This is a genomic window from Streptomyces sp. NPDC054786, from assembly GCF_053611685.1.
This window is the reverse complement of sequence record NZ_JBSHAW010000006.1, coordinates 23390-44893: the sequence shown is the minus strand read 5'-3', so window position 1 is coordinate 44893 and position 21504 is coordinate 23390. Positions and strand designations below refer to the sequence as shown.

Sequence of the window (21504 nt, the reverse complement as noted above, 5' to 3'; positions counted from 1 at the left end):
GCGCGGACGGAGTTCCGCGTCAGCCCCGGCCGAGGACGCAGAACTCGTTGCCTGCCGGGTCGGCCAGGACGACCCAGGAGACGTCGCCCTGACCCACGTCGGACCGTTTCGCGCCGAGGCCTTCGAGCCGGGCGACCTCCCTCGCCTGATCCTCGACGGGGTCGGCCATCACGTCGAGATGGACGCGGTTCCATACGACCTCGTCGTCGGGCGTGCGGCGGAACTCCAGGTACGGCCCGACGCCCTTGACGGAGCGCAGCAGGGCGCGGTCGTCGGTCAGCTCGTGGACGGTCCAGTCGATCGCCTCGCCCCAGAACCTGACCATGGCCCGTGGGTCGGCGCAGTCGACGACCACGGCGGCTATCGACCCGGTGTCCCGGTAGAGCTCCCGGGGCTCCAGGACGCTGAACACGTTGCCTTCCGGGTCGGCCATCACCGTCCACGGCACGTCGCCCTGGCCCACATCGGCGGGCGTCGCCCCGAGCTCCTTCAGACGTGCGACCAACTCCGTCTGATGGGCCTCGGAGGTGGTGGCGAGCTCGATGTGCACGCGGCACTTCACCGTCTCCGGGTCCGGGACGCGGACGAGATCGATGCAGACGGCGGACGGGTCCGGCCAGTCGAAGCCCACGGGTTCCAGGTTGGTGACGCCGGGCCCTTCGCTGGAAACACCCCAGCCGAGCACCTCCGCCCAGAACTGGCCGAGCGCCGAGTCGTCCCGGGCCTTGAAGTTCACCTGAACAAGTTGCAGCGTCATGCCGCATACGTTAGGTGACCCCCGTCGGGCAGGCGTGCCGATTCAGGCTCCTGCGCCGGAGGTCGACGAAGGCGTCGATCCGGCAGCGTCCGGCCCAGCCGATCCAGCGGCCCAGGGCTTTCAGCGCTGCGGTGGGGCGGACTTGGCCGGGGCGCACACGCTCCGCAGGGCTTCCTTGAGGAGGTAGGCGCGGTGCAGGCGGGGATCGGTGGCCACCGCCCTTGGCCAAGGCGCTCTGTAGCGCGGCCATTTGCGCTGTGAACGTTGGGGGCATCCGGGTTAGGGGGACACTGAGCGTATGGCCCTACCCCAAACGCACCATTGCTCGGCCTGCTCGGACGGTGCCGCGCCGGGCACAGCCCTTCACGAAGACCTCGTCGTCGGAGCACCGTTGTCCATGGAGGATCTCACCGACGCGCAGCGCCTCGACCGGTTCGCCCGCAAGTATGCCCACGACGGTTGCGAGGTCAGAGAGGTCCGGCGGGTCCCGCACGACTGCTCGAGCGGCTACGCCTGGTCCGTCCGCTTCACCGAGAGTCCGTGACAAGTTGATCACCGAGCAGCTCCGGGAAGGTGCGTGCGAGGAGGAGCCCCGACCCGATGGACGTCGAGCTTCGCCTAGGGCGTGTCGTTTGGATCATGGCGGGCTCGCGGGGTCTGGCACGCACGCTCGCCGCGTTGTCGTCACTCGCCGACGCTCCGCGTCGACTCCCTCCTCCGCCTTGCGATCGCACGAACCAGACCCCGCTCCCTGATCCGCCCTGATCCAAACGACACGCCCTAGCGGGACGGCGACGCCTCGGCCTGTCTGAGCGGGGGCTTCCCGGTTCGCGGACCGACATCCGCCGCGGTTCAAATCCGTCTGTGCCACTCACTGCGCAGAACGGCAAAGGCCCAGGTCATCCGATGCGAAATCGGATTCCTGGGCCTTGATCATTTTCTGCCTGGGGCGTCGTGCGACAGGGGCTGTGCCACCTACGTGACGTGCCGGATGGTCCGTCCGGGCCGCCGCGGTCCCGCTTCGAGCACCGGATCTGCTCGTGGACATGATCGGCCGCCGCTTGATCACGACCGTTGGCCAGGGGCTGGTAGACGTCGGTCCGTCTCGCCCCCGGCCTCCGGTCTACTGAGGCGGCTGAGGCGACGACAGGATCTGGAGCACCGCGTTCAGTGGCTCCGGCGACGAGGAGAACTCGCCGAGGAAGGGAAATGCCAGTTCTGTGACGAGGAACAGGTTGGCGGCAACGAGGACACTCACCGCCCCGACCATCCCGTAGTGCATCTGGGCCTGCTCGGAGCCGAAGGCGACGGCGAACGCAAGGACCAGTGCGCTGTTCAGAACGATCACCATCCACAAGGACGGGGGCGGGCCGGTGTTGGTGCGTGCCTCAAGCAGCCGTTCGGTGCGTGCGTCACTCAATTCCCTCAGGGACGCGAGCGAGCTGGTGAGGAAGGCTTGTTGGGTGTCGTTGCGCGGCTTGATGTCCTCGTACGTGCGGTACAGGCGGTTCAGCGCGTTCTCAGCCTCGGGTGTGGTGCGGCCGCCCGAGGCGTTGGACCACTCGGCCGTCGCTGCGTGTCCGTAGTCCAACAGGCTCTGCCGGATCCGTGCGCTGTCGGCCTTGCCGAACGCATTGAGGCTCCTCGCCAGCTGCACCGCCGCGGCGCCCTCGGCCCGCGTCGTCTGGTCTGCCGAGTTCACCTGGCCCCAGAGCACGAGGACCATGAAGCCGATGAGGAACCCGTAGACAAGACCGACGACGGGAAATACGAATACGGCGACTTCGTTGTGCCTGCCCTGCTTGAGGCGAGGGAACCGGTGCCGGACGAAGGCCTGGACGATCGCTGTCCCGCCGGTGATACCGACGATGAGCCCTGCCAGCAGCACCAAGGGCGGGACGTTGATCAAGATCCAACGGGCCACTGCTCCACGCTCCTGATGCACCCACACGTTCGCCACCACCGGCGCGGTGGCCAACGAATGCGCCGGGCTGCGGACACGCTCGGCTTCAGAGCTTCAGAGCTTCAGGGCTTCAGGGCTTCAGGGCTTCGGCCAGAGCCGGTCGCGCGTGATCGCCATCCGCCCTGTACGGGGGCGGGGCGGGGCGTGCCGGGACGCATCGGGGGCCACACGTGCCGGCCGTCCGCGGCAACGGTCCGGGCCGAGCAGCGAAGGGCTTGCATCTGCCTGTCGGCGGCTGCCCGTTGGAACGGCCGGGTGTCACGCTCCGGTGCGTGCGGTCGCGTGCACCGCGGCCCTGATGAGGCCGGGGTGCGGGGAGATGGCCATGCTGTTGACGAAGACCGTGGGTGTGCCTCCGACGCCGTGCTCGATCGCCCACGCGGTCACATAGGGCGGCCAGTCGAGATGGACACCGCCGTGCACACATGCAGCGAAGGTCGCCTCGGTCATCCCGACCCCGGCGCCGATGTCGACGAGCTGCTGGTCGTCGAGGCCGACACCGCCCTCGGGTGGCTGGTCGGCAAAGAGCGCCCTGACGTACTCGCGGAACCTCCCGCTGTCGGCGGCGCAGCCCGCGGCGGCCGATGCCCTGGTCGAGTAGCGAGTGGTCGACATGGCATCGAGGAACGCCACGGGATGGAAGATGGTCGTGATCAGGTTCTCGGCGACCAGCTGGTCCAGGACCGGCCCGGAGACCTCCTCGAAGTGCCGGCAGAAGGGGCACTGGAAGTCGATGTAGACGTCGACGTCGACCGGCCCCTCACCGATCATGACGCCGTCGCCCTCTTCATTCGTGCCGGCCGGGGTGCGGGCCGGCCGGGACACCGGTTTGGCGTGCATACGGCCCTCCTCGCCTGATAGCAGTGGCGGGCTCGTCGCCGGGCGGGCGATTCGCGCCCGGTCCCCGTCTCTCAACCGTAGGCACACCACGGGCGAGCACGCGCCTTGAGGACGACGGTGCACGTCACCGGGGCTGCACGAAGCGGCTGCGGATCCCTGTGCGTGCCTTCGACGGGCGGTGTCGCCCTGCGGACTGTCTGTGCACACGCAAGCCGCCGGGGCGGGCCGAACCCTGCCATGACCTGGGCATCAGCACCGACGGCACGGGCCGTCTCCGGAGCCGTGTGTGGTCTCGTCATGTTGCAGCGTGGACCGTCAGACGGAGGAGCGTCTTCGCTCTCGTGCCGGAACCGTGCCTCCGGTGGGTCAGTCCGCGGCTCGCTATCCGATCGGATAGCCCTGTGCGAACGTCCAGCGGTGGGGCGGATACGTCGCCTCGACGAGCTCCAGAGGGTGACCCTGCAGGTCATGGACGAGGTGATGCACGATCAGCACCGCCGTTCCCGGTGCCAGCTCCAGGCCGGCCGCCTCCTCTTCGGTGGCGGGGCGAGCGCACATCCGGTCCTCGGCGTAGCTTCCCTGGCGTCCCGTCATGTGCTCGACGTACGTCAGCGTCCCCTCCTGGATCCGTTCGGGATCCCGGAGCTTCGGCGCGCGGTCGCCCACGTCGGGGCCGAACCAGGAGGTCGAGAGGGTGATCGGCCCGGAGTCGTTCTTGGTGACCCGTCGACGGTGCACCGCACGGGTGCCGGGCGCCAGGTTCAGCGACTTCGCCACGTGGTCCGGCGCCTCCGCCCAGCCCGCCGACGTGATCACCGCGTGCTCGCCCGGTGGACAGGTCCTTCCGGTCCGGTCGGCGCGGCCGGGCAGCTCACGGGCGCGGCGACGGACCGGCAGGCCCCGCACGTACGTCCCCGACCCCTGGCGCTTCTCGACCAGCCCCTGGTGCCTCAAGGTCTCCAGTGACCGTGCGGCCGTCGGACGCGACACACCCCAGTCCGCCGCCAGTTGGCGTTCCGAGGGCACTTCGCCGCCGGGTCGCAGGTCGCCCCGCAGGATCTGGTCGCGGAGGTGGTGCGCGATCTGAAGGTACTTGGGCCGGCTCTCCTCGATCTTCGGCATCCGTTCCCCCTGGCAAGTGGCTATTACCACTGGCCACTATAGAGCGAGTGGCCAGCACGGCGGCCCGTACGCTGACGCACGTGGCGCGCTTGATCGTGGCAGCGGGCGGTGGCGGCGACGCTGTCGCCGCCGCGATGCTGGATGCCGCTCTCCATGGCGGCGAGGCTCCGGCGGTGGTGCTCACCTACGCGTGGGACCGCCTCCTGGTCGACCCCGTTCCGGGCCCCAGGGGACCGGCCAACTTCACCGGCCTCCGCCCCCTCACCCGAAGCGTCCAGGCCGTTCCCGCCGACGCACAACCGATCGCTCCGGCGGGCTCCACGCTTCCCCGGCTGGCCGCAGAGCTCCCGCAGACCTTCGCGCTCATCGACCCGCACCACGGCGCCGAGGGGATCATCCGCCAGCTCGAAGAGCTCGTTCAGTACATGGAGCCGGACTCCGTCGACCTCCTGGACGTGGGCGGCGACATCCTCGCGCGGGGCGACGAGCCCACGCTCCGCAGCCCCGTCGCCGACGCGCTCACCCTCGCGGCGTGCTGCGAACTCAACTTCCCCGTACGGCTCCTGGTCGCCGGCCCCGGCCTCGACGGTGAACTCCCCGCCGACGCCCTGCGCGACCGCATGGGGCCGGTGCTCCTGGCGCTCACCGCCGAGCACGTCCGGCCGGTCAGCTCCGTACTGGAGTGGCACCCTTCCGAGGCAACGGCGATGCTGGCCGCCACGGCGCGAGGCGCCCGAGGCGTCTGTGAAGTGAGGGAGGGCGGCCCACCGGTCCCGCTCACCGACGAGGGTCCCACCGTGCATGCGGCAGACCTCGACGAAGCCCTCAGCCGTAACCAGCTCGCCCGCGCCATCCTCGCCACGGAGAACCTGCATCAGGTCGAGCGGTACAGCCGCGAGATCTGCGGCTTCTCCGAGATCGACCACGAACGTAGCGAGGCCGGCCGGCTCGGCAGCCGCCCCGCCCGGCCGCTCGACCGGGAAGCCGTGCTCCGCCGGCTCGACGAGTTCGAGCGCGATGCGAGGGGCCGCGGCATCACGCACACCACGTTCCGCCGGCTCACCGAGGCGCTCGGCCTCAGCGGCAGCCAGCGCGAGAGCCTCAGGGCAGTTCTGCTCAGCAGCCGCCCTGAGCAGTACCGGGCCCCGCTGTGGCACATCGCGTCCGGAGTTTTCGGGTGACGGCCCTCGCCCCGGAGTTTTTTGGGTGAGGGCTTTCTTCGTCCGATCAAGGCTCGCTGCGCCCGCTGCCCAGCCGGTGTGGGCCGGTCGCGAGTGTGATCAGGGGGCGGACGCAAGGTCGACGAGGAAGGGGCGGCCCGGCGCGTCCGGCTTCCATCCCTGCCGGAGTGCGGAGCGGATGCCGTGCGCCACTGCGGCGGGGCGGACCGCGGTGGCGGGGGCGCCCATCCAGTTGCCCGGGTGGGCGTGTGGCATGCGGAGCACGGCGACGGAGCCTGGTGTGTGGCCGAGTACCACGGCCACACTCAAGGGGGCCTGGCAGATGCCCTGGAGGTAGGTGGGCTTACGGCGGACGGACCATCGGTAGTCGACACCGTCCACCGTGATGGGCCGGGATCCCTTCTTCGGAATGGCCATGTCTCGCCTCCTGCCGCTTGCGGCCGTCACAGCTGACACTGCCAGATGGCCTCGACGCCGTGGTACCGCAACGGACCGAGGCGATCGTGGGTGCGGCCGCACCATGCGTGCAGGGAGCGGCCCGTACCGTGCGGGAATGCGCCTCCTGGCGGCTCCGCTCGACCTTGTTGCCTGTTGTTTGTTGCCTGTTGCTTGTCGTCCGGGCCCCTAGACCTCGGTTTCCGAAAGCTGGTGGATGAGGTGGTCGGCGAATGCGCTGACCACGGCGGGGAGTTGACGGCCTGCCATGGCCTGGATCTGGATGGTGCGCAGGTGCATTTCCGGGTTGAGAATGCTGATGGATTTCAGGCCCTCGATGCGCAGGCGCTCGTGCACGCTGATGTGGCCGGTCAGCGAGACGGCATTCGCCTCTTTGACGAAGGTCGACAGGGCGCTGGAACTGGAGCTGACCAGGAGTGGTTCGAAGGTGATTCCCTCGATGGAGCAGCAGAGGTCGAAGAGCCGTCTGTTCGTTGTGCCTTCTTCGGTGAGGGCGACCGGGTAGGGGAGGAGGTCGTGGAGGTGGATTTCGTCTCGCTGGGCCAGTGCGTGATCGGATCTGACCAGGGCTTGGATCGGGGCCCGCTGGGCGTGTATGACGCGGACGTCGGGAATGGGGGCGAGGCTGAAGGTGACTGCCAGGTCGACCGAGCCGTCCTGGACCTTTCGTGTGGCCAACGAGGGGGATACCACGGGCAGTTGGAAGGTGGTGCCCGGGTGTTCTTTACGGAACGCGGCCATGGCGTGCGGGAGGAATTCCTGCGCGGCGCCCTGTGAACTGGCCACGCGGACAACACTTCCCAGTCGGCCGCGGCCGCGGATATCCGTGAGTACCTGATCGGTTTCCAATGAGGCGCGGCGCGCATAGGCGGCGAGCAGGGCGCCGGCCTCGCTCGGCACCATTCCGCGGGGTCGGCGCTCAAAGAGCGGTACGCCGATTTCCTGCTCCAGTTTGCCGATCTGCCGGCTGATGGCCGAGCCGGCAACCAGAAGCCGCCTGGATGCCTCGTTGACCGAGCCGGTGCGAACCACTTCGAGAAAGTACTCAAGAGCCGGACTGTTCAGCATGGCACCAGCTTAGGCAGCCATTGCATTTCAAGCAACGGATTGTTCCATAAATTGCGATTGTGCGAATGGTCGGCGGGTGTCTACCTTCTGCATATGCCCTGCGGGCTCACCCGGCAGGGCGGACCGCACAACGGAGCGGCGCCCCCACTGCGGCGCCCGCGTCAGCGGTCGCCCAGCGTCTCTCGGTCGCTCAGGTGTGCATCCTCCCCGCAGGCAGCAGAGGCAGGGGAAGGCGATGAATGCGACAACCCCCAGCGAATTCACCGGCTCGCGCGTGACGCCGCACCGGGAAGCGGAATTCCGCTGTCCGCTGCCGCATGTCCCGGAGGCTGCCGGCTTGGTGCGCCGCCGGGCGCACTCGGTCCTGACCAGCTGGAATCTGCCTCCCGCCACCATTGAGGACGCGGTTTTGGTGATCTCGGAGCTGGTCACCAACGCGGTCACCCATGCCCTCCCTCCGGCCGTGCTGCAGCTGTCCAGGGCGGGGGTCGAGAGGCCCTGTGCCCTGCGCATCGAGGTCACCGATGCGGGGCCCGCGGTGGACGCCCGGCGGCCGGCCGCCGGGCGTCAGCCCGAGGAGCACGGCCGGGGGAGCGGCATCGTCACCGCTCTGTCCGTCCGGCGCGGCATCCGCGTCCACCACGGCTGGATCACGAGATGGGCGGATCTCGGTGCGGCATGAGGGCCTTTCTCGGCGTTGCCATATAGGCAATCAGGCGTTCTGAAAGTTGCGATTGTGTGAACGATGCGGGAGCTCTAACGTCATCGCTCAACGAGTTCACGAGTCCCCGTCCTTCGCTTCGGACTCACCCATCGGCGGTTCCACCCTGCGCGACAGTTCGTCTGATCGATCCGAGGGAGTATCACTCATGACGACCGCTAGAGAGACAGGTCAGATGCTTGCCGAGAAGCCCGTCAGTAAAAGCCGCGCGAGGCGTGCCGTGGTCGCGGCCACCGCGGGAAACACGCTCGAATGGTTCGACCTGACCACCTACGGGTTCTTCGCGGGTTCGATCTCGAAAGCGTTCTTCCCTGTCAGCGACCCGACGGTTTCCCTGATGCTCGCCTTCGGCACGTTCGGGGTGTCGTATCTGGTCCGGCCCTTGGGTGCAATCGTCCTGGGCACTTTCGCGGATCGCAGCGGACGAAAGGCCGCGCTGCTCCTCACGATTCGGCTCATGATGATCGGCACCCTCCTGATCGCTGTGATGCCCACATACGCATCCATCGGCATCGCCGCACCGGTTCTGATCCTGATGGCCCGTTTGCTGCAGGGATTCTCGGCGGGTGGTGAGTTCGGCAGCGCGACCGCATTCCTGGCCGAGCAGGCACCTGACCGGCGGGGTTTCATGGCGAGTTGGCAGTTCGCCTCTCAGGGTCTGGCGACGCTGCTGGCCGCGACCTTCGGCACCGTACTGAGTCTGACGCTGTCCGTGGCGCAGCTGGATTCATGGGGCTGGCGCATTCCCTTCCTCGTCGGCCTGCTGATCGGCCCGGTGGGATATATGATCCGCCGTCAGGTTCCGGAGACTCCCGCATTCGTCGAGGCCACCGAAGCGGGTGAAGTCGCGACGACCCCGGTCCGGCAAGTAATCCGGAACCAGAAGCTGCGGGTGCTCCTCATGGTCGGCGCACTGGTGATGTCCACCGCGGTGACCTACGTGATCGTCTATATGCCGACCTACGCACAGAAGGTGCTCGGTCTGCCGCCCTCCGCCGGCTTCATCGGGGCCGCGGCGGCCGGGGTGGCGCTGACGGCCGTGACACCCCTGGCCGGTCACCTCTCCGACCGGGTCGGCCGCATCAAGGTGATGCTCATTGCCGGGATCGCCATGGTGCTCAGCATCTACCCGCTGTTCCTGCTGCTGTCGGGCAGCCCGTCGTTGCCGGTCATGGGCCTGGTGCTGTTCACGCTCGGCCTGTTGAAGGCCTGCTACTTCGGTGCGCTGCCCGCGCTGATGTCCGAGGCTTTCCCGACCGCGACGCGCAGCACCGGCCTGTCGCTGAGCTACAACATCGGCGTGATGACCTTCGGCGGCTTCGCCCCCGTGATCATCACCTGGATGATCGCCGCGACCGGCAGTCACCTCTCGCCGGCCTTCTACATCATGGTGGCCGGCGCCCTGAGCATCGCCGCCCTGCTGGCGAGCCGGCGCTTCCTCGGCCTGCGCTGACGCCCCCGCCGCATCCCATAACACGTGCCCGACGCACCCGTCGGAGCCCGACGCCGGTGACCGAGCCTGACGCAGCAGGCGGAGCCCGCACCCGGTGTCCGACGCATCCCCCACTGACGGACCCCACGCCCCACGGCGCCCCACGAAAGAACGAGGTCAACCATGACGGACGCGTCCACGATCCGCGCCCAACTCGCCGGCACGCCCCGTGAACTGGTGCACGAGCGCCAGGACGAACTCATCGCCGGACTGATGGACTACGTCAGCCAGCCCAGCGTGAGCGCGACCGGCGAAGGGTTCCCCGCCGCGACCGACCGTGCGCTGGAAGAGGTCAAGCGGGCCGGCCTGACACCGTCGGTGCTGGTCGGCGACGGCCGGCCGCTGGTGACCGGCCACCGCGCCGGGCCTGCCGGAGCGCCGCACGTCCTGATCTACGGCCATTACGACGTCCAGCCGACCGGGCCACGCGAGCTGTGGGATTCCGAACCCTTCGCCCCGGTCCTGCGGGACGGGCGGATCTGGGGGCGCGGCACCGGCGACAACAAGGGGCAGCACTACGCGCACCTTCAGGCACTGCGGCTTTTCGAGGAGCAGGTCGGCGCGCTTCCGTGCTCGGTCACGGTGCTGCTCGACGGCGAGGAGGAGATCGGCAGCCCGTCGCTGGCGGGCATCCTGCGCGCGCACCCGGAGCGGTTCGACGGCGATCTGGTCGTCTGGAGCGACCGCTCGGTGCACGAGTCGGGTGAATGGTGTGTCTCGCACGGAGTGCGCGGCATGGTCCGTCTCCGGCTCCGTGCGACCGGCCCCAGCCGTCCCCTGCATTCCGGCAACTTCGGCAATGTGGCGCCCAATCCGGCATGGCAGCTGGTCCAGGCGCTGGCCTGCCTCAAGGACCCCAGCGGCCGGGTCCTCGTCGAGGGCTTCGAGGACGGCCGTGAACCGCTGTCCGACGCCGACCGCGCCGCGTTCGGCGCGCTCCCGCTCGATCTGCCGCAGGTCCTCGGTGACATCGGGCTGACCGAGATGGATCCGGCCTTCAACGGGCTGTCCTTCTACGAGCGGCTGGCCGACCGCCCCACCCTGACGATCAACGGGATCACCACGGGCGACGTGGCCCGGACCATCATCCCCGACACCGCGGAGGCGGGCGTCGACATCCGGCTGACGGCGGGTCAGGACCCGCAGGCCGTCTTCGAGCGCGTGGCCGCGCACCTGCGTACTCATGCCCCCCAGGTGACGGTCACCAAGAGCGGTGGCGTGCCGGCCTCCCGGACCTCGATCGACAATCCGTACACGCCCAGGGTGGCGCGTGCCATCTCCCGGGTCACCGGGCGTGACCCGCTGCTGATCCCCGCGTACGGCGGCACCCTTCCGGACTGGATCTTCACCGGGGTCCTCGGTGTGCCCAGCATCGGCCTGCCGCTGGCCAACGCCGACCAGGCCAATCACGCGCCCAACGAGAACCTGCGGGTCGACTACTTCCTCGACGCCACCGCGATCTGCATGGAGCTGCTGCTCGAACTGGGCTCCTGACCCTCCGGCCCCTCGGCGCACCACACGAACAAAGGCGTGACACCGCAATGCGCACCACACCACAACCCCCGCCCTGGCTGGTCCACGACGGCGTGCTGACCGGTCTGAAGATCCTCGATCTGTCCCGCATCCTGTCCGGGCCGTTCTGCAGCATGGTGCTGGCCGACCTGGGCGCTGACGTGATCAAGGTCGAGGACACCGCCTCCGGCGATGACACCCGCGCCTGGGGTCCCCCCTTCCAGGGCGAGGACGCGGCGTACTTCCACAGCGTCAACCGCAACAAGCGCGGCATCGCGGTCGACCTCAAGGACCCGGACTGTCTGCGTCTGATACAGGACCTGGCCGCCTCCGCCGATGTGATCGTGGAGAACTTCCGGCCCGGCACCGCTGCCCGCCTCGGCCTGGGCTATCAGGACGTCCGCGACCGTAATCCCGGTGTGGTGTACGCCTCGATCAGCGGTTACGGGCAGACCGGGCCGTACCGGAGCGAGCCGGGGTACGACGCGATAGCGCAAGCGGTCAGCGGCGTCATGAGCGTGACCGGAGAGCCCGCAGGTCCACCCGTGCGGTTCGGGGTGTCCCCGGCCGATCTCGCCGCCGGAATGTGGGCCGCCATCGGCGTCCTTGCCGCGCTGCGCAACCGCGAGCACACCGGCTGCGGCGAGTGGGTCGATGTCTCGCTGCTGGACGGCCAGGTGGCCTGGCTGAGCTATGTCGCCGGTGGGTACTTCGCCTCCGGCGACGTCCCGCAGCGCTATGGCTCGGCCCACCCGACGATCGTGCCCTACCAGGCGTTCCCCACCGCCGACGGTCACCTCATGGTCGCGGCCGGGAACGACGGCCTGTGGCGTCGCTTCGCCACCGCGATCGGACTCGCGGAGCTGGCCGACGATCCACGGTTCGCCACCAACCCCGACCGGGTCCGTCATCGCGGGGAACTGCTCCCGCTCATCGAACGCGCGCTGCGGGCACGCGACGCGCAGGAATGGGCCGTGCTCCTCACCGAGGCGGAAGTACCGGTCGGCCCGATCAACACCGTCGACCAGGCCCTGCGGCATCCCCAGGTCATCGCGCGCGGCATGGTCGCCGAACTCGAACACGCCGACGCCGGCACCCTGCGCACCCTCGCCTCTCCCGTCAAGCTGTCCGGCAACCCGGCGACCGTACGCACCCCGCCGCCCCGGCACGGGGAGCACACCGCGCAGATCCTGGCCGCCCTCGGCGTCGGCCCGCGGCAGTTGGCCGTTCTCCGCGCGCGAAAGGCCGCGAAGTGACCCCCGTGCCCGCACGCGAACCCACCATCGGGACGTCCCGGTCCGGCGCGGTCGCCGAGATCCGTATCGGTGACGGCAGCCGGCGCAACGCCCTTCCCGGCCGGGCCTGGGCGCAGTTGGCCCGCCAGGTCAGGGAGCTCGGGGCGGGCCGGTCGCTGCGGGTGCTGGTGATCCGCGGGCATGGCGACACGTTCTGCGCCGGTTCGAACATGACCGACTGGGTGGATGCGGACGACGGATACGTCGAGGAGTCCTTCGCCCAGATAGAAGCGGCGTTCACCACGATCGAGGACTGTCCCGTTCCGGTGATCGCCGAGATCCGCGGTGTCGCCGCCGGTGCGGGATGCCAACTCGCCCTCGCCTGCGATCTGCGGCTCATGGCGGACAGCGCACGGATCGGGATGCCGATCGCCCGGCTCGGCATCCTCGCCAGCCCTGCGTTCGCCGCCCGCATGGTCGCGCTGGCCGGGCCCGCCGCGACGCGGGAGTTGCTCTACACCGGCCGACTGGTCGACGCCCGCACCGCGGTGGCCCTCGGGCTCGCGGACGACGGCGTGCCCGCGGACCAACTCGCCGCCCGCACCCGTGACCTCGCCGCCCGGATCGCCGAGCAGCCACCCGCGGCGATCCGGGCCGCCAAGCAGGCGGTGACCGCCGCGCTGGCACCACAGCGGAAGGCCGCCGCCGTCAATCCGCGGCCTGCGGTGGCGCGGTCCGACTTCGACCGGGCGATCGGCGCGTTCCTCGGGCGATCGGACGCCGCACCGGTCCCGCCCGCCGCCTCCTGACCGCTGCCGGTCCGGGCGTCGGTCCGTGTGCCGGGACCTGTTGTCCGCCGTGGGGGTGCTGTGTATCGTCGGGACGGTGACTTGAAGTTTCAAGTAGTTCTTCCGGCGGTGCCTCGCGGGCCGTCCCCGACATGCGAAAGAGCACTCTCATGACGTCCCCCCTCAGCACTCTCGAGTCCTCCCGCATCGGCGCCTCGACGCGCCCCGCCCCCTCCTCGCACGGCTACGACACGGGGCTGCTCCTGCTGCGGATCGCGCTCGGGCTGACCATGGCGGCCCACGGTGCCCAGAAGCTGTTCGGCTGGTTCGGCGGTCCGGGGCTGGACGGGACCGGGCAGTTCTTCACGATGAGTGGCTATCCGTCGGGCAGGACGATGGCCGTCGTCGCCGGTCTGAGCGAGACGCTCGGCGGGCTCGGGCTGGTGGTCGGGCTGCTCACGCCGCTCGCCGGTGCGGCGGTCGTCGGCACGATGATCAATGCCCTTGCCGTGAAGTGGGGCGGCGGCTTCTTCGCGCCCAAGGGCGTCGAGTACGAGCTGCTGCTGACCGCGGGTGCCGCGGCCCTGGCGCTGACCGGGCCCGGCCGCTACGCCATCGACCGTCTCCTGCCGGGCCTGCGCGCACACCGGCCGGTCCACGGGGTGGCCGCGCTGGTGCTGAGTGTGGTGCTGGCGGGCGCGGTTCTGCTGGTCCGGAAGTGACCCGGAAGTGAGCCGCTCCCCGCACTTCGGGCACCCGGGCCGAAAACGGCCGGATCCAGGCCGGCGGAATCCGGGCAGCGTCGGGGCGGGCGGGGTAGATCAGGAGTGGGGGAGGGCACGGCCCCGGCGGTGTCGTGGCAGGAGATCGGAGAGCAGGCTGCATGTCCGTACGACGTCTGAACCACGCGGTGCTCTACGTCCGTGATGTGGCGCGGTCGGTCGCCTTCTACACCGAGGCCCTCGGGCTCGCGGTGGGGATCGAGGTTCCGGGAAGGGCCGCGTTCCTCAGCGCTCCCGGCTCACTCAATGATCATGATCTGGCGCTGTTCGCGGTGGGGCCGGATGCGCCGGGGCCCGAGGCCGGGCGGGTCGGGCTCTACCACCTGGCCTGGGAAATCGGCACGCTCGGTGAGCTGGTCGCGGCCCATGCGCAGCTCGTCGAGCGGGGCGCGCTGGTGGGGTCGAGTGATCACCTCGTCGCCAAGTCGCTGTACGCCAAGGACCCGGACGGCAATGAGTTCGAGGTGATGTGGCGGGTCCCGCGGGAGGACTGGCCGGGTTCGGACCAGCCGGAGCGGCTGCTGCCACTCGATCTGGCGGCGGCGCTGGAGCGCTGGGGGCCGGATCTGGTGACGGGTTCGGCGGCCGGTTCGGCCACATGAAAGGGCGGCTGTGGCCCGGCGCCGATACGGGCGCCGGGGGCGTACGGGGCGGGTGCGGCTGACGCGCCTCAGGAGCCCGGCGCGGCCTGCTCCGCCGCCCCCGCCCGCTGCGCCGACGTCGTTCGCTCCGCCCGCTCCGCCCAGCGCTTTTCGACGCCGGCCAGTCGCCAGTACGCCAGCGCCGCGGCCCACACCACCACGAACAGGCCGACGATGAGGAAGCCCGCGTTGCCGAGGTCGAGGCCGGAAATCCAGCCGGTCAGCGGGTCGTTGAGGGCGAGCTTCTCGTGCAGCACGGTCACCAGCTCGATCGTGCCGATGAAGAAGGCGACGGCGATCGACAGGCCGGTGATGGTGAGGTTGTAGTAGACCTTGCGCACCGGGTTGGAGAACGCCCACTGGTAGGCGAAGTTCATGAAGGTGCCGTCGAGGGTGTCGAACAGGCTCATCCCGGCGGCGAAGAGCAGCGGCAGGCACAGCACGGCGTACCAGGGCAGGCCGGCCGCGGCGCCGCTGCCGGCCATCACCATCAGGGTCACTTCGGTCGCGGTGTCGAAGCCGAGCCCGAAGACGAAGCCGAGCGGGAACATCTGGCCGGGGCGGGAGATCGAGCGGGTGAACCGTCCCAGGAAGCGGTTCATGAAGCCGCGTGCATCGAGGCGCTGCTCCAGCTCGGCCTCGTCGTAGTGGCCGTTGCGCATACCGCGGAAGACCCGCCAGATCCCCGCCAGCGCGATCAGGTTGAGGGCGGCGATGAGGTAGAGAAAGGTCCCCGAGATCGTGGTGCCGACCGTGCCCAGGATCTGGTGCGTACGGGACTCGTCGTTGAGCAGGGTGCCCGCGAGCTGGGCGCCGCCCGCCACCAGGGCCGCCATCGCGACGACCACGCTGGAGTGGCCGAGGGCGAACCAGAAGCCGACCGAGACGGGCCGCTTGCCGTCGGCCATCAGCTTGCGGGTGGTGTTGTCGATCGCGGCGATGTGGTCGGCGTCGAAGGCGTGCCGCATACCGAGGGTGTACGCGGTGATACCGAGCCCCACCCCGAAGACCTGGCTGCCCACCGCGTAGTGATGGGGCACCACGAGGAGGAAGAGCACGCCGAAGGCGATGAGGTGCAGACCGGCTATGACGGCCATCAGGCCCGCGGTGCGGACGGTGTCCTGCCGGCGCCAGCGGAAGGCGGCGGAGGCAGGGGTGGGACGGGTATCGGTGGACAGGACCATCCGGCGGTTACGCTCCAGCACCTCGTGGATCAGTTCGTGAGATGCCGTGGCCGGTCTCCTGGCTTACGGGTGCGCGCGCCCGCCCCCGCCTTCCCGGCCGCGGCCAGTGGCGCCGCAGGCGCGCCGTGCGCCTGCGGAAGGGGCGGAAACTCCCCGATCACAGTGGCGAGGGCCGCTCCGGTCTGGGACCACAAGGTCCGTCACCGGCTTCCCGAACACCACGGCCCGGTCACTCTAACTGCCACCAGGGAGGGGTGAGGTGCACGGGGCTTGCCCGTGGCCCGGGAGGGAGTACTCGCCGGACGCGGCCGGCCGTTCCACGGGGCGGTCGTTGCCACCTCGGCCGCCCTCGGAGCCGGTGGTCCCAGGGGCCGTGGTCCGCGGTGGGTCAGTGGTCCAGGGATGAGAGGAAGGTGTGGAGTTCGCGGTCGAAGAGCGCGGTGTTCTCCAGATTGACCATATGGGCCGCCCCCGGTATCCGGACTCTTCGGGCGCCGGGAACGGTCAGCGCTATCGCATGGGCATTGGCGGAGATGTCACTGCTGTCGAGGTCGCCGTCGAACACGACCGTCGGCACCCGGATCTCGGCCAGGCGGTCCGCGGCGCCGACCTCAAGGGGCATACCGGCACCCACGCCCTCGGCATGCACCTCCACATTGGCCTCGGCCGAGGCGCGCATCCGCTCGCGGAATCCCGGGTGCACCGCGGACGGTTCGCGATGCGGTCCGTCCACCCACATCCGCAGGAAGTGCTCGACATACCGTTCCGCGCCGTCCGGTGTGCCGATCGCCGCCACCTGCGCCTTGATGTGCTCCAGGAGGAAGGGGTCGGTGAAGGCGCGGCCACTGATGCCGGGGGAGGCCAGCGCGAGGGCCGTCACCCGCTCCGGGCGGGCTATGGCGGTGTCGAGTGCGACCCGCGCACCATGGGAGAGGCCGACGAGGACGGCGCCGGGGACATCGAGCGCGTCGAGCAGGGCACACAGGTCGTCGTGGTTGGCGTAGTCCCCGGCCACGGTGGAGGACAGGCCGTGGCCGCGGAAGTCGTAACGGATCGCGCGCAGGCCGGAGTTCACCAGCCAGGCGAACTGCTCGTCCCACATGTGCTGGTCGAGCATGCCGCCGTGGAGCAGCACCACCGCGGGGCCCGAGCCGGCCGTCTCGTAGAACAGCTCACCGTCGTCGATCGGCACGAGCCCGTTGTCGATCTCGGACCAGGCGGTGATTCGTCGGGTCATCTTGCGGGCCGTCCTTTGTGTGCCGGATGCGATGAACTGGGCGTGATGCCATTGTCGTCGCTATTGCCGCCGCTGCCGTAACTGCCGTGACTGCCGCTTTCCTCCGGTGTCATGTGTGAGCCGTTCGCCAGGTGGCGGAACTCCTCGCCGAGCCGGTCCAGTACACGCAGCGCGGTACGGACGTCCTCGGCGGACAGGTCGGCCAGCCGCTGCCTGAGCTCCGCCGCCTCGCACTCCTGGACGCCGCGTATCGCTTCCGTGCCTTCGGCGGTGAGCCGGATCAGGGACGAGCGGCGGTGTGCGGGATTCGGGGCGGTCGCGACCAGGCCCAGCTCCACGGCGTGGTTCACCCAGCGCTGCACCGGCTGCCGGTCGAGCCCCATCCCGCGCGCCAACTGCGGGACGGTGCGCGGGCCTTCGGTGCGCAGCGCGTCCAGCAGTGCGTGTTCGCCGGCGGTCATGCCGGTGCCCGCCAGCTCGCGCTCTACCGCGCGGACGACCGTGCGATGCAGCGGCCACAGGCGTCGGATGACGCCGTACAGCAGGTCGTCGGTGGTCGTCGGTTCGCCGTCACCGGCGACTTCGGTCTCTCCGGCACACCCCTCAATGACACTCATGATGTCATGATGACATCGGTGATGTCGTTTGGGAAGAGCGCTGCCGCGGAAAGGAGTTGAGGAGGCGGCCGGCGCGACGGGGCTCGTGCGGCCGGTGGAGTGGGACGAGAAAGGTGGACGGCGGATGAAGGTCGGTCTGTTGCGTGCGGTCGGGGCGGCCACGGCCGTGTACGGGGTGGCGGTGGCGGCGCTGCCCGATCTGCTGGCGCGGCCCTCGGGACTGGTGGACGGCGAAGGGCGGACCGCGCCGGCGACCCGGACCGCACTGCGTCCGCTGGCCTGGCGGGATGCGGTGAGCGGACTGGCGATGACGCTGGCGCCGGAAGGCCCGGCGCTGCGTGCCGCCGCGTATGTGCGGATTGCGGCGGACTTAGGGGACGCCGTGCTGCTCGGTGCGACGCTGCCGGGCCGCGACCGGAGGCTGAAGGCGGTGGCGGTGTCCGTCGGGTGGGGCGCGCTGTCGGTGGCCGGACTGTTCGCCGGCCGGCGCGGGCGGGGGAGCGGGGTTATGCGCTCGGTGGAGGCGGGGCCTCTTCGGGTGCGAAGCTGATGACGAGGTCGGCGCGGTCACGAGTGGCCGCCACGACACGGGCGTTGGCCTCGTCCGAGGTGTGCACGAACCGCTCGGCGTCGGCGCGCGGACGCCCGAACCGCTCATGCCGGTCGACCAGCCGGCGGATCCGTTCCGGGGTGTCCAGCTCCACGTACCAGACCTCGTCGAGCAGCGCCCGGACCCGCGACCACGGGGCGGAGTCGAGGAGGAGGTAGTTGCCCTCGGTGACGATGAGGGGAATGTGGGGCGCCACGGCGATGCTGCCGGCCACCGGCTCCTCGATCCGGCGGTCGAAGGCCGGGGCGTAGACGGCGGTATCCGGCTCCGGGGAGCGCAGACGCGCCAGCAGTGCCGCGTATCCGGCCGGGTCGAAGGTGTCCGGCGCGCCCTTGCGGTCCGTACGGCCCAGACGGTGCAACTCCGCCTCGGCGAGATGGAAGCCGTCCATCGGGACGAGCGCCGCCTGTCCGGCCAGCTCCGCCACGAGGTGGGCGGCGAGGGTGGACTTGCCGGCTCCGGGCGGGCCGGTGATGCCGAGCAGCCGCCGTCGGCCGGGTGCCGCGGAGGCGGCGAGCCGACGGGCGCGGGAGAGGAGATGCCGGGGATCCATGGTGCGTCCATCGTGCCTGACGGGCGGGGCGCCTGCGGGATGCCCGCGGTCGGCGGCCGGGTACGGGGGCGCAGGAGGCGGGCCGGGGCGGGGCGGGCCGGTCGGCTCGGCCGTGGTGCCGGTGGCACGGCCCCGAGGTACGGCCCCGAGGGCCACGGCGCCTGGGGGCCGGTCGGTGCGGAGCGGCGGGAAGGTCCTAGCGGGGGCCGGACGTGCCCCGGTCCGCGGTGCCCAGGCGCCACAGGGAGGTGACCTCGGCCGCGCGGGCCACGTGGAGCGGGTCGGAGGTGTCGCGGGCACGTGGGTGGCGCGGGGTGATGTCGAGTCGGCCCAGGATCGTGAGGCCCGCCTTGGCGAAGGCGTCGAGAAGCTCGGCATGCGCGCGCAGGCCGAGGTGTTCCGCCAGGTCGGAGAGGATCAGCCAGCCCTCGCCGTTCGGCGTGAGATGGTCCGCGAGGCCGCTCAGGAAGCCGTACAGCATCCGGTTGCCCGGGTCATAGACCGCGTACTCCACGGGCGAGGTCGGCTTTGCGGGCACCCACGGCGGGTTGCAGACGATCAGTGGCGCGCGGCCGGCCGGGAACAGATCGGCCTCGATCACTTCCACCTGTCCGGCGACGCCCAGTCGTTCGGTGTTCTCACGGGCACAGGCCAGCGCGCGCGGGTCCTGGTCGGTGGCCACGACCCTGCGGACGCCGCGCCGGGCGAGCACCGAGGCCAGTACGCCGGTGCCGGTGCCGATGTCGAACGCCAGGTCCTCGTCCGGCAGCGGAGCCTCGGCCACCAGGTCGACGTACTCGCCGCGGGCCGGGGAGAAGACGCCGTAGTGCGGATGGATGCGGTCGCCGCCGAGCGCCGGGATCTCGACGCCCTTCTTGCGCCATTCGTTGGCGCCGATGAGCGCGAGGAGTTCGCGCAGCGAGACGAGCGAGGCGGTCGGGCCGGAACCCTCGGCGCCTGCGGCTTCCCCGTCGGCCGGCCGGCCGGGGCCGTACGCCCGGCTGCAGGCCTCACGGACATCGGGGGCGCGGTGCAGCGGGACGGCCAGGGTCGCATCGAGCGGGACCAGCAGCATGCCCAGGATGCGGGCCCGGTGATTCTGCGCGGCGCGGTGCACATGGAACGCCTGGGTGACATCGGCGGGCGGTGCCTTGCGGGGGCGGCGGTCGATGCGGCGGGCCAGCGCCGTCAGCAGCTGGCGGGCGTTGTGGAAGTCGCCGCGCCACAGCAGCGCGGTGCCCTCGCAGGCGAATTTGTAGGCGTCGTCGGCCTTCGTCCGGTCGTCCGCGATGACGATGCGGCGCGGTGGCGGGGCACCGTTCTCGGAGTGCCAACGGGCGGAACGGGGCTCGTCGGCCTCGGTCCATTCGACGACCGGCGGTTGGTTCACCGAAATGTGCCTCGCGTGTGTGGTTCGGGCCCGTCCCATGGGCGCCGCTGTGGTGCGGCGCCGGGGGAGCGGCGATGCGCTCGCAGGAGACGGTGGGCGGGGTGTTGACGCTCGACTTTACTCCGTATTGGGACGCACCCGGTCCCGGCCGTCGGCAGCGCGGGGCCGAAGCCGCGGGGCGGAGCCGGGGTCAGGCGATGCCGAACGCCGCGGGGTGGCGCACCGTGCCGCGCGGGGGCCGGGAGCCGTCCAGGGACAGTGCCATGAAGGCCTTGTCCGGCCAGGGCTGTGGCGGGAGGATGCCGAACCGGGTGGCGGCCGGTGCGAATCCGAAGCGTGGGTAGTACGGCGGATGGCCGAGCACGATCGCGGTCCGCTCGCCGGCTTCCCGCGCCGCCTCCAGGAGCGCCCTGATGACCGCGCCGCCCGCACCGCACTTCTGATACCCGGCAGCACCGCGCACGGGGCGAGCGCCACGGCGGGGGCGCCGCCGACATGACAGCGCGTCAGCAGCGCATGGGTCCCCCTCATGCGCTTCATCGTCGCACCGGGGGCTGACAACCGGGGGCTGACAACCGGCCAAGGTTTTTCCGCTCCCGCCGGAGGGCGGGTCAGCGGGCTTTCGTCCCCGCCGTCAGTGCGCGGTCCGGCCGTCCGGGCGGCGCATCAGGAAGGCGGCGGCCGATCCGGCGGCGAAGAGGGCGATCACGGAGAGCGCGGTACCCACCCACGACGTGCCGAGCCAGTGCCCGCCGAAGTAGCCGAGGCTGACGCTGTAGGTGGCCCAGGCGAGACCGGCCAGCGCGGACCAGGGGAGGAACTCGCGGACCGTACGGTGCGCGACGCCGGCGCCCAGGCTGACCACGGAGCGTCCGGCGGGCGCGAAACGGGCCAGGACGACGATGCCGCCGCCGCCCCGCTTGAGCGCCGCGCCCAGTCGCTTCTGTGCCGCCGTCAGACGGCGGGAGCGGCCGATGGCGCGGTCGAAGCGGTCGCCGCCGCGCCAGGCGAGCCGGTAGGCGACCATGTCGCCGAGCACCGAGGCGGTGGCCGCGCACAGCATCAGGGAGAGCATCTCGGCCAGGTGGGCACCGGTGTGGACGGAAGAGGTGACATCGACGCCGGCCGCATCCGCCGCGGTGCCGGTGCCGGCGGCCGTGGTGGCCGCGGCGATCACCAGGACTCCGCTGGGCAGGATCGGCACGAACACATCGAGAACGATCGAGAGACTGACGATCACATACACCCAAGGGGTGCCACTGAGGGCCCCCAGGTTTTCCAGCAACGTCCCACTCCCGGTCCGAACCCCGCCGCGACGTCGCTCGGTGCGGCAGGGGCGGCCCTACAGCCATACA

At 70.5% G+C, this 21504-nt stretch carries 22 protein-coding genes, 2 pseudogenes and 1 riboswitch; of the genes and pseudogenes, 10 read left to right on the top strand and 14 right to left on the bottom strand.

The window, feature by feature from the left end:
• Positions 1 to 19: 19 nt before the first annotated feature.
• Together ACWGI6_RS07070 and ACWGI6_RS07065 are read right to left on the bottom strand one after the other, a co-directional pair.
• The gene (locus ACWGI6_RS07070) at positions 20 to 757 is read right to left on the bottom strand and encodes a VOC family protein (RefSeq protein ID WP_453266546.1); all 738 of its coding nucleotides are present in this window, start codon (positions 755 to 757) and stop codon (positions 20 to 22) included.
• A gap of 31 nt (positions 758 to 788) precedes the next feature.
• A pseudogene (locus tag ACWGI6_RS07065) lies at positions 789 to 1000 on the bottom strand (transposase); the annotation flags it as partial.
• A 55-nt stretch (positions 1001 to 1055) separates the two neighbouring features.
• Between ACWGI6_RS07065 and ACWGI6_RS07060 the strand changes: the two are divergent.
• The gene (locus ACWGI6_RS07060; protein ID WP_453266545.1) at positions 1056 to 1301 is read left to right on the top strand and encodes a hypothetical protein; all 246 of its coding nucleotides are present in this window, start codon (positions 1056 to 1058) and stop codon (positions 1299 to 1301) included.
• A 579-nt stretch (positions 1302 to 1880) separates the two neighbouring features.
• Here the strand turns inward: ACWGI6_RS07060 and ACWGI6_RS07055 are convergent.
• From ACWGI6_RS07055 to ACWGI6_RS07045, 3 genes are all read right to left on the bottom strand, one after another.
• Entirely contained in the window at positions 1881 to 2681 is an 801-nt protein-coding gene (locus ACWGI6_RS07055) for a bestrophin-like domain (RefSeq protein WP_453266544.1), read from the bottom strand.
• 297 nt (positions 2682 to 2978) lie between these two features.
• On the bottom strand, positions 2979 to 3560 hold the full coding sequence (locus ACWGI6_RS07050) for a DsbA family protein (RefSeq protein WP_453266543.1): 582 nt from the start codon (positions 3558 to 3560) through the stop codon (positions 2979 to 2981).
• A gap of 381 nt (positions 3561 to 3941) precedes the next feature.
• The gene (locus tag ACWGI6_RS07045; protein ID WP_453266542.1) at positions 3942 to 4682 is read right to left on the bottom strand and encodes a GntR family transcriptional regulator; all 741 of its coding nucleotides are present in this window, start codon (positions 4680 to 4682) and stop codon (positions 3942 to 3944) included.
• A gap of 80 nt (positions 4683 to 4762) precedes the next feature.
• Between ACWGI6_RS07045 and ACWGI6_RS07040 the strand changes: the two genes are divergently transcribed.
• The gene (locus tag ACWGI6_RS07040; protein ID WP_453266541.1) at positions 4763 to 5863 is read left to right on the top strand and encodes a DUF1152 domain-containing protein; all 1101 of its coding nucleotides are present in this window, start codon (positions 4763 to 4765) and stop codon (positions 5861 to 5863) included.
• A 99-nt stretch (positions 5864 to 5962) separates the two neighbouring features.
• Here ACWGI6_RS07040 and ACWGI6_RS07035 read toward each other — a convergent pair whose 3' ends face one another.
• Together ACWGI6_RS07035 and ACWGI6_RS07030 are read right to left on the bottom strand one after the other, a co-directional pair.
• Positions 5963 to 6280 (bottom strand): hypothetical protein, encoded by a 318-nt coding sequence (locus tag ACWGI6_RS07035; RefSeq protein ID WP_453266540.1) that lies wholly within the window; start codon positions 6278 to 6280, stop codon positions 5963 to 5965.
• Positions 6281 to 6487: 207 nt separating this feature from the next.
• The gene (locus ACWGI6_RS07030; RefSeq protein ID WP_453266539.1) at positions 6488 to 7387 is read right to left on the bottom strand and encodes a LysR family transcriptional regulator; all 900 of its coding nucleotides are present in this window, start codon (positions 7385 to 7387) and stop codon (positions 6488 to 6490) included.
• 235 nt (positions 7388 to 7622) lie between these two features.
• On the opposite strand from ACWGI6_RS07030, the gene ACWGI6_RS07025 reads away from it, so the two are divergent.
• The 7 genes from ACWGI6_RS07025 to ACWGI6_RS06995 all read left to right on the top strand — a co-directional run bounded on the left by ACWGI6_RS07025 (position 7623) and on the right by ACWGI6_RS06995 (position 14519).
• On the top strand, positions 7623 to 8069 hold the full coding sequence (locus tag ACWGI6_RS07025) for an ATP-binding protein (protein WP_453266538.1): 447 nt from the start codon (positions 7623 to 7625) through the stop codon (positions 8067 to 8069).
• 214 nt (positions 8070 to 8283) lie between these two features.
• The gene (locus ACWGI6_RS07020) at positions 8284 to 9561 is read left to right on the top strand and encodes an MFS transporter (protein ID WP_453266537.1); all 1278 of its coding nucleotides are present in this window, start codon (positions 8284 to 8286) and stop codon (positions 9559 to 9561) included.
• Between the two features lie 162 nt (positions 9562 to 9723).
• Positions 9724 to 11094, top strand: a complete 1371-nt coding sequence (locus ACWGI6_RS07015) for a M20/M25/M40 family metallo-hydrolase (RefSeq protein ID WP_453266536.1) — start codon at positions 9724 to 9726, stop codon at positions 11092 to 11094.
• A 47-nt stretch (positions 11095 to 11141) separates the two neighbouring features.
• On the top strand, positions 11142 to 12368 hold the full coding sequence (locus tag ACWGI6_RS07010; RefSeq protein ID WP_453266535.1) for a CaiB/BaiF CoA transferase family protein: 1227 nt from the start codon (positions 11142 to 11144) through the stop codon (positions 12366 to 12368).
• Positions 12369 to 12373: 5 nt separating this feature from the next.
• A complete protein-coding gene (locus ACWGI6_RS07005) occupies positions 12374 to 13156 on the top strand; it encodes an enoyl-CoA hydratase/isomerase family protein (protein ID WP_453266534.1) in 783 nt (260 codons plus the stop codon).
• 149 nt (positions 13157 to 13305) lie between these two features.
• Complete coding sequence (locus ACWGI6_RS07000) at positions 13306 to 13857, top strand: DoxX family protein (protein ID WP_453266533.1); 552 nt, start codon at positions 13306 to 13308, stop codon at positions 13855 to 13857.
• 161 nt (positions 13858 to 14018) lie between these two features.
• Positions 14019 to 14519, top strand: a complete 501-nt coding sequence (locus ACWGI6_RS06995) for a VOC family protein (RefSeq protein ID WP_453266532.1) — start codon at positions 14019 to 14021, stop codon at positions 14517 to 14519.
• A gap of 68 nt (positions 14520 to 14587) precedes the next feature.
• Here ACWGI6_RS06995 and ACWGI6_RS06990 read toward each other — a convergent pair whose 3' ends face one another.
• From ACWGI6_RS06990 to ACWGI6_RS06980, 3 genes are all read right to left on the bottom strand, one after another.
• On the bottom strand, positions 14588 to 15775 hold the full coding sequence (locus ACWGI6_RS06990) for a HoxN/HupN/NixA family nickel/cobalt transporter (protein ID WP_453266682.1): 1188 nt from the start codon (positions 15773 to 15775) through the stop codon (positions 14588 to 14590).
• Positions 15774 to 15980: riboswitch (cobalamin riboswitch) on the bottom strand. (Overlaps the previous gene by 2 nt.)
• A 150-nt stretch (positions 15981 to 16130) precedes the next feature.
• A complete protein-coding gene (locus ACWGI6_RS06985) occupies positions 16131 to 16979 on the bottom strand; it encodes an alpha/beta fold hydrolase (protein ID WP_453266531.1) in 849 nt (282 codons plus the stop codon).
• The gene (locus ACWGI6_RS06980; protein ID WP_453266530.1) at positions 16976 to 17596 is read right to left on the bottom strand and encodes a MarR family winged helix-turn-helix transcriptional regulator; all 621 of its coding nucleotides are present in this window, start codon (positions 17594 to 17596) and stop codon (positions 16976 to 16978) included. The genes ACWGI6_RS06985 and ACWGI6_RS06980 overlap by 4 nt, the downstream gene beginning before the upstream one ends.
• 124 nt (positions 17597 to 17720) lie before the next feature.
• On the opposite strand from ACWGI6_RS06980, the gene ACWGI6_RS06975 reads away from it, so the two are divergent.
• Entirely contained in the window at positions 17721 to 18146 is a 426-nt protein-coding gene (locus ACWGI6_RS06975; protein ID WP_453266529.1) for a hypothetical protein, read from the top strand.
• On the opposite strand, the gene ACWGI6_RS06970 is transcribed toward ACWGI6_RS06975, so the two are convergent.
• The 4 genes and pseudogenes from ACWGI6_RS06970 to ACWGI6_RS06955 all read right to left on the bottom strand — a co-directional run bounded on the left by ACWGI6_RS06970 (position 18103) and on the right by ACWGI6_RS06955 (position 21434).
• Positions 18103 to 18759, bottom strand: coding sequence for a nucleoside/nucleotide kinase family protein (locus ACWGI6_RS06970; protein ID WP_453266528.1), 657 nt, complete (start codon positions 18757 to 18759; stop codon positions 18103 to 18105). The two genes, ACWGI6_RS06975 and ACWGI6_RS06970, sit on opposite strands and share 44 nt — an antisense overlap.
• Before the next feature lie 196 nt (positions 18760 to 18955).
• The gene (locus ACWGI6_RS06965) at positions 18956 to 20149 is read right to left on the bottom strand and encodes a methyltransferase (RefSeq protein WP_453266527.1); all 1194 of its coding nucleotides are present in this window, start codon (positions 20147 to 20149) and stop codon (positions 18956 to 18958) included.
• A gap of 190 nt (positions 20150 to 20339) precedes the next feature.
• Positions 20340 to 20668 (bottom strand): annotated as a pseudogene (locus ACWGI6_RS06960) (GNAT family N-acetyltransferase); the annotation flags it as partial.
• Between the two features lie 115 nt (positions 20669 to 20783).
• Positions 20784 to 21434 carry a DedA family protein gene (locus ACWGI6_RS06955; RefSeq protein WP_393905690.1) on the bottom strand — a complete coding sequence of 217 codons (651 nt, stop codon included), beginning with the start codon at positions 21432 to 21434 and terminating at the stop codon, positions 20784 to 20786.
• Between the last annotated feature and the right edge of the window lie 70 nt (positions 21435 to 21504).